Origin of the sequence: Streptomyces sp. NPDC003300, from assembly GCF_040610915.1 — a bacterium.
Taxonomy (GTDB): domain Bacteria; phylum Actinomycetota; class Actinomycetes; order Streptomycetales; family Streptomycetaceae; genus Actinacidiphila.
On sequence record NZ_JBEXNE010000021.1, the window covers coordinates 141,772 to 148,943 of the forward strand.

Annotated in this window: 5 protein-coding genes; 2 read left to right on the forward strand and 3 right to left on the reverse strand. The window is 72.4% G+C overall.

From position 1 onward, the window contains the following. Positions 1-24: 24 nt before the first annotated feature. Positions 25-1,272 carry a cytochrome P450 gene (locus tag ABZX65_RS27450; protein WP_355345426.1) on the forward strand — a complete coding sequence of 416 codons (1,248 nt, stop codon included), beginning with the start codon at positions 25-27 and terminating at the stop codon, positions 1,270-1,272. 100 nt (positions 1,273-1,372) lie between these two features. Here the strand turns inward: ABZX65_RS27450 and ABZX65_RS27455 are convergent, their stop codons facing one another. From ABZX65_RS27455 to ABZX65_RS27465, 3 genes are all read right to left on the reverse strand, one after another. After that, positions 1,373-2,395, reverse strand: a complete 1,023-nt coding sequence (locus tag ABZX65_RS27455; RefSeq protein ID WP_355345429.1) for a hypothetical protein — start codon at positions 2,393-2,395, stop codon at positions 1,373-1,375. Between the two features lie 99 nt (positions 2,396-2,494). Beyond that, on the reverse strand, positions 2,495-3,247 hold the full coding sequence (locus tag ABZX65_RS27460) for a hypothetical protein (RefSeq protein ID WP_355345432.1): 753 nt from the start codon (positions 3,245-3,247) through the stop codon (positions 2,495-2,497). A gap of 110 nt (positions 3,248-3,357) precedes the next feature. Then, on the reverse strand, positions 3,358-5,424 hold the full coding sequence (locus ABZX65_RS27465) for an MDR family MFS transporter (RefSeq protein WP_355345435.1): 2,067 nt from the start codon (positions 5,422-5,424) through the stop codon (positions 3,358-3,360). A 183-nt stretch (positions 5,425-5,607) separates the two neighbouring features. Between ABZX65_RS27465 and ABZX65_RS27470 the strand changes: the two genes are divergently transcribed. After that, a complete protein-coding gene (locus ABZX65_RS27470) occupies positions 5,608-6,774 on the forward strand; it encodes a peptidoglycan-binding protein (RefSeq protein WP_355345438.1) in 1,167 nt (388 codons plus the stop codon). Positions 6,775-7,172: the final 398 nt, after the last annotated feature.

Here is a 7,172-nt window from a genome sequence, read left to right on the forward strand (position 1 = left end):
TGACACGTCAGACCTGGAGTGCCGATGCCCTGTCCCGCGCTTCCCGAAGGCTTCGACTTCACCGATCCGGACGTCTACCAGGACCGCGTCCCCCTCCCGGAACTGGCCGAACTCCGGCGGACCGCCCCGGTGTGGTGGAACGCCCAGCCGCACAACACCGCGGGTTTCGGAGACGACGGCTACTGGGTGGTGACCCGGCACGCGGACGTCAAGGCGGTGTCGACCAACCCGGAGGTCTTCTCCTCGTACACCAACACCGCGATCATCCGCTTCAACGACCGGATCAGCCGCGACCAGATCGACGTGCAGCGCTTCATCATGCTCAACATGGACCCGCCCGAGCACACCCGGCTGCGGCAGATCGTCCAGCGCGGCTTCACCCCGCGGGCGATACGGGCCCTGGAGGACGCGCTGCGGGCCCGCGCCCAGCGGATCGTGACCGGCGCGGCGGAGGCGGGCCGGGGGAACTTCGTCACCGACGTCGCGTGCGAACTCCCGCTCCAGGCCATCGCCGAACTCATCGGCGTGCCGCAGGACGACCGGCTCAAGCTCTTCGACTGGTCGAACAAGATGGCCGCGTACGACGACCCGGAACTCGCCATCACCGAGGAGATCGGCGCCGAGTCGGCGATGGAGCTGATCTCCTACGCGATGAACATGGCCGCCGCCCGCAAGCAGTGCCCGGCCGCCGACATCGTCAGCAAACTCGTCGCCGCGTCCGACGAAGGCAGCCTGACCTCCGACGAGTTCGGCTTCTTCGTGCTCGTGCTGACCGTCGCGGGCAACGAGACGACGCGCAACGCCATCACCCACGGCATGCACGCGTTCCTGACCCACCCCGAGCAGTGGGAACTGTTCAAGGAGCGGCGCCCGGACACGACATCGGACGAGATCGTCCGCTGGGCCACCCCGATCGTCTCCTTCCAGCGCACCGCCACCCGGGACACCGAACTCGGCGGCGCGAAGATCAAGGCGGGCGACCGGGTGGGGATGTTCTACTCCTCCGCCAACAACGACCCCGAAGTCTTCGACGGCCCGGGCACGTTCGACATCCTGCGCGATCCCAACCCGCACCTCGGGTACGGCGGCGGGGGCCCGCACTACTGCCTCGGCGCGAATCTCGCCAAGCTGGAGATCAACCTGATGTTCAACGCCATCGCCGACAATCTGCCGGACATCCGGCTGCTCGGCGACCCGCGGCGGCTGCGCTCGGCGTGGATCAACGGCGTCAAGGAACTGCGAGTCGACTACGGGGGCCCTCACCGTAGGTGAGAGCCCCCGTCCGTCCGCTGTCGTCAGCCGTCGGCCGCGCGCCTGCGCCCGCGCGCGGTCCGGTCCGGCTCCGGCTCCGGCTCCGGCTCCGGCTCCGGCGTCAGATGCCGGTCGTCAGCAACTGCCGTGTCATGTCGCGGTACTTGGTGAGCGCGATCCGCAACTCCTCGGTCCCGGTGCCGTCGCTTCCGTCGTCACCGTGCCACGACCCGCGCAGCGCGGTGCGCCGCTCCTCCAGCAACCGGGTCAGCCGCGCCGCGGCCTCGTCCAGTACGGCGTCCGCCTCGCGCACGGCGCGCTTCGGGTCGTCCACGAAGCCGCCGACCGCGCGGTCCATCCGCCGGCTCAGCCGGTCCACTTCCTCGGCCCCGCCGTCGGCCGCACCGGACGTGCCGTCCGTCGCGGTCGTGGACGTGTCCGTGTCCGTACGTATGGACGCGGGCGTGGACGTGTCCGTACGCGTGGCCGTGGTCTCCGTCTCGGAGGCGGTGCCGGGCTTGGTGGCGAACGCCGAGGTCCCGGTGCCGGGACCGGACGTGCGCTCGGCCTCCGGCTCGGTCGCGGTGGTCCCGGTCGTCGACTCGGCGGGCGTACGCGGCACCGGTACGGACGTGCTCGCGCTGGTACCCGTACCCGTGCCGGTCGTCGCCCGCCCGGTGTCGGAGCCGGAGGTCCCGGCAGCCTCAGCGGTTTCGGCGGCCTCAGCGGTCTCGGAGGACTTGGAGGCCCCCGAGGTCCAACGGGCCGACGTGCCCGAGCCGGTGGAGGAAGCCGCTTCGGGCTCCTTCTCCCGCTGTTCGGAGAACTCGGACCTGTCCAGTCTGCCGGGCCTGTCGGTCCCGGACGACGCCTTGGAGGCGGCCCGGCTCCCGGTGCCGGTCTCGGCCTTGTCGGCCTCGGACTCGGACCCGGTCCCAGTGCCGGTCCCGCTCCCGCTCCCGTACGTGGTCGTCCGGGTCTTGCCGGACCCGATCCTGTCCGTGCCGTTGCGCTCCGTGCCGGTCCGGTCCGCGCTGCTGCGGTCCGTGCCGGTCCTGTCGGTGCCGGTCGCGGCCTTCTCCGCCTCGGTCTTCTCGGCCTCGGCCCGGTCGGTACCGGTCTTCTCGGTGTCGCGGTCACTCATCGCTTCATCTCCCTGTCCGTGGTCCTGCTGAGCCGACTCGTCCGGCCGGCGCAGGGTGGTGCACCCCGCTTGGGGGGTCGAGCGGCGCCCAGCCGAACGTCACAGACGTTCGTCCGCGTCGTCGTGCTCCCGCCGCCCGCCGCTAAGGGCCGCGAACCGGCCGCCGAGCGCACCGCGCCGACCGCCCGCCTTCGCGTCCTCGTCGGCCGCGGCGTCGTGCTCCACGACGGGCTCGTCGGCCTCGTCCGCCCGCTCCGTGGTGTTCTTCGTTCCGCGCGCGCTCTCGGTCATCAGCTCGTCGAAGAGCCCTCGCGCGCCCAGCAGCGCCTTGCGCAGGTCTTCCGTGGACTGCCGCTTCTGCGGCGCCGCGGAACCGGGGGCCCCTACGGAGTCGACCAGCGTGTGGGCCTGGCGGTAACCGTGCACCGCGTGCGGGTGGTGGACGGACAGCGCGTCGAAGTGCTCCGGCTCCCGCGCGGCCGGGAAGCCCCGGTCGGCGGCGATCTCGCCGATCAGCGCGTCGGCCTGGCCGACCGCCGCGACGGGCTCGTCCACGAACCGCGCCTGGAGGGCGGTCCAAGCGGCGGTGTACCGCTCCCGCTCCTGCTCGGAGACGGGTCGCAGTTCGAGGTCGCCGTGGCGCTTGACCCGCTCGGCGAGTTCCGCCCGGGTGGCCTTCACATCGCCGTCGTGCCGTTCGAGCACGCGGTCGTACTCGGGTCCGAAGCGATGCTTCAGCCGCGCTCCCGAACCCACACCTCCCGTACCGTCGCCCCTCATCACCAGGGTCGCGATCAGCGCCAGGACAATCAGCGCCACTACGACGATGGCTACAGTCGCTCCGGTGGACATGGCGTGCCTCCCGTTCCTACGGGTCGTCAGACAGTGACGTTCTCTCCCTGCTCGGCTTGCCACTGCCAGGCACCGCAAACGGACGGCTTCAGGACGACAGGCTCGAACCCTCAGGCCGGAGGCGTACCACCGGGCGCCGGCTGGTGCCGCGTACGGCCCTCGGGGCGGTCACCGTCGCCGCCGCACAGTTCGCCGCTCAGCTTCGTGACCAGGGCGGCCAGGTCGGCGTGGGCGGCCGGGTCCCAGTCGCCGAGCAGATCGGCGAGGACCGTGCGCCGCGCCTCGGTCAGGCGTCCGGCCAGCGCGTGTCCGGACGCGGTGAGGACCAGCGGACCGCCGTCGCGTACGGCGAAGCCGCGGGACAGCGACTCGTCGGCCGCCGCCTCGATGACCTCGGCGGGCACAGTGGTACGGGCGGCCAGCTCGACCGGGTCGCCCTCGCCGTCGTGGGCCAGCCGCAACAGCAGCCAGCTCGTGGCGGGGTGGATGTCGAGCCCGGCCAGACCGGTGATCCGGGTGTAGAGGTCGCGGCGGGCTTCCCGGCTGCCGAGCAGCGAAAGGCAGCGGGCGATCTCGTCGAGCGAGGACCGCTCCACCGGGTTGGTGCCGAGCGTCTCGCTGGCGTCCGGCACGGTCACCGTGCCCCGCAGCGGCTGCTCCTTGAGCAGCCACGCCAGCAGGAAGCCGACCAGCACGATCGGCACCGCCCACAGGAAGACGGTGGTGATCGAGTTCGAATACGCGTGCAGCACGGGCCCCTTGACGGCCGCGGGCAGCTTGCCGACCGCCGTCGGGTCGGCCTGGAACTGCGCCGGATTGACCCCGGCGGGCAGCGACTTGCCCGCGAAGGCCGATGTCAGCTCGTCGGAAAGGCGGTTGGCGAAGATCGTGCCGAACAGCGAGACGCCGAAGGACGCGCCGATGGAGCGGAAGAAGGTGGCGCCCGAGGTGGCCGAGCCCAGGTCCTCGTACCCGACGGCGTTCTGCACGGCCAGCACCAGCACCTGCATCACCAGGCCGAGACCGAGGCCGAAGACCAGGAAGTACAGGCTCATCACCCAGGTGCTGGTCGTCTCGTCCAGGGTGTGCAGCAGGACGAGTCCGACGGCGATGACGCCGGTGCCGGCGATGGGGAAGACCTTGTAGTGGCCGGTGCGGCTGACGATCTGCCCCGACACCGTGGACGACAGCAGCATGCCGATCACCATCGGGATCATGTGCACGCCGGACAGCGTGGGCGAGAAGCCGTGCACGACCTGGAGGAAGGTCGGCAGGAACGTCATCGCGCCGAACATCGCGAAGCCGATGATGAAGGAGATCACCGAGCAGAGCAGGAACGTACGGTTGCGGAACAGCTTCGGCGGCAGCACCGGCTCCTGCGCGCGGCGCTCGATCGCCACGAACAGCGCGATGAGGACGACTCCGGCGACCGCGAGGCCGATGATCCCGGCCGAACTCCACGCCCATGTGGTGCCGCCGAGCGAGGTCATCAGCACCAGGCAGGTCGCCGCTGCGGCGATCACCGCCATGCCGAGGTAGTCGATCCGGTGCGCCGTACGGCGGACCGGGATGTGCAGCACCGCGGCGATCACGGCGAGCGCGATGATCCCGATGGGGAGGTTGATGTAGAACACCCAGCGCCAGGAGAGCTGCTCGGTGAACACCCCGCCCAGCAGCGGCCCGAGGACGCTCGCCGCGCCGAACACCCCGCCGAACACGCCCTGGTAGCGACCGCGGTCGCGCGGCGGCACAATGTCGCCGACGATGGCCATCGACAGCACGATCAACCCGCCGCCGCCCAGGCCCTGGAGGGCCCGGAAGGCGATCAACTCGCCCATGTTCTGGGCGATTCCGCAGAGCACGGAGCCGATCAGGAAGATCACGATGACGGTCTGGAAGAGCCGCTTCCTGCCGTACATGTCGCCGAGCTTGCCCCACAGCGGGGTGGCCGCGGTCGACGCCAGCAGATAGGCCGTCACCACCCACGACAAGTGGTCGATGCCGCCCAGTTCGCTGACGATCGTGGGCAGCGCGGTGGACACGATGGTCTGGTCGAGAGCGGCCAGCAGCATGCCGAGCGCCAGGGCGCTGATCGCGATCCGCACCGCTCGCTTGTCCTGGTGCTGCCCCGGCTCTGCCGCCGCCGGGCCCGCGGCGGTCGTGGTGTCCTGGGCCATGGAACGGCTCCTCGCGTCATCCCCCGACGGTCGGAACCTTATATTCCCACCATTTGTACGACTTTGGCCTCCGATACTCGCCCACTTGTGCGGTCAGCGGGCTGCGCTCGCCGCCGGAGGTCGGCATAATCGGCACGTCTTTGCGAATATGCGAAATGCGAACGACGGCCGGGAGGGGAACCAGTGGCGCCGCAGCCGGACGCTGCCCGCGAGGTGGACGCCGAGGCGTCCTCGGCGGGGATACCGGTCGTGCCCGGGGTGCCGCACGCTTCGCCCGAGGTGACCGCCCCGCGGCCGCCGACGCCGCCGCCGAGCGAGCTGGTGCCGCCGGGGGCCCTGGTCACCTGGGACGACTCGGCCGAGCCGGGCCCGCCCGGCCTCCCCGGCGAGCAGGACGAGGGCGGGGAGACGCGGGCGGCGGAGCGTTCCGCCGCGCGGGCCGCCGCGCTCGCCGCCACCGAGGGCTTCCACCCGCTGCGGATGCGCCCCTACGTCGCCGAGCCGGACGGCGAGGCGGGCGAGACGACCGTACGGCCGCTGCTGGCGCCCGGCGACGGCGGTCCCGAGACCGCCGATGTCGGGCTGTTCGCCGCGCTGTACTCCGGCGTGGAGTACGCGCCGCGGGGGGACGCCGAGGCCGGGACCCCGGCCGCGTTCGCCGGGGCGGCGGCCGGGACGGGGCTGTACCAGGACCGGGGCAGGCACCGGCGCCGCAGACGGGGCCTGGTGGTGGCCGCGGCCGCGGTCGCCGCCTCCGCGCTGGCCGCGGGCGCCGTCGCCGTCACCGGACAGGTCATGGGCGACGAGCCGCGCACCGACCGGGCGCTGCCGCCGGACCGGACGTCCTCGATGCCGGACGTCGAGCTGCCGACGGAGTCCACCGCCGTCGTGGGCACCGTGGCCGTCGGCGCCCCGCGCCACACGCCCGCGCCGACCACGACCTCCGCCGCGCCGGTGGTGCCCGAGACCGCCACGGCGCCGCCGTCCCCATCCACGACGGCTCCCGCCGCCACCGGCTCCACCCCGTCGGCCCCCGCCGCGCCCGCCACGACCGGCTCCACGCCGTCCGCGCCCACCGCACCGGCCGACCCGGCCCCCACCACGCCCCCCGTCACCCCGACCTCCCCCGCCTCCAAGATCCTCCAGCTCGGCGACACCGGCGCCGCCGTCTCCGATCTCCAGCAGCGGCTCCGCGACGTGTGGGTCTACCACGGCCACGTCAACGGCTCCTACGACCAAGGGGTTCGCGAGGCCGTCGCCATGTTCCAGATCTGGTACGGCGTCCGCGGCGACCCCATCGGCGTCTACGGCCCCCAAACCCGCACCACCCTCGAACACCAAACCAGCTAGCGCCGCTTTCCGAAGCGTGGGCGCCCCCGCACGACACCACCCGCCCCAGCGGGTGCGCCGCCCTGGCGCAGGGCCTGCTTTTCAGGGGCGCGGGACTGTGTTTAATCTGCGGCTGCCGCCGCGTGGGCGCGCCCAGCCACGACGCTCCCGCACGACACCACCCGCCCCAGCGGGGCAGACCGGTTGTCCCCGGACCACCGGCCGGTGGGGGCTGGCCGCGCCGTTCCCCGCGCCCCTGACGGGGCGCACCGCCTTTCGTCCGGACGGCAAGCCGATCTTTTGGGGGCGCGGGGAACTGCGCCACCAGCCACGACGCTCCCGCACGACACCACCCGCCCCAGCGGGGCAGACCGGTTGTCCCCGGACCACCGGCCGGTGGGGGCTGGCCGCGCCGTTCC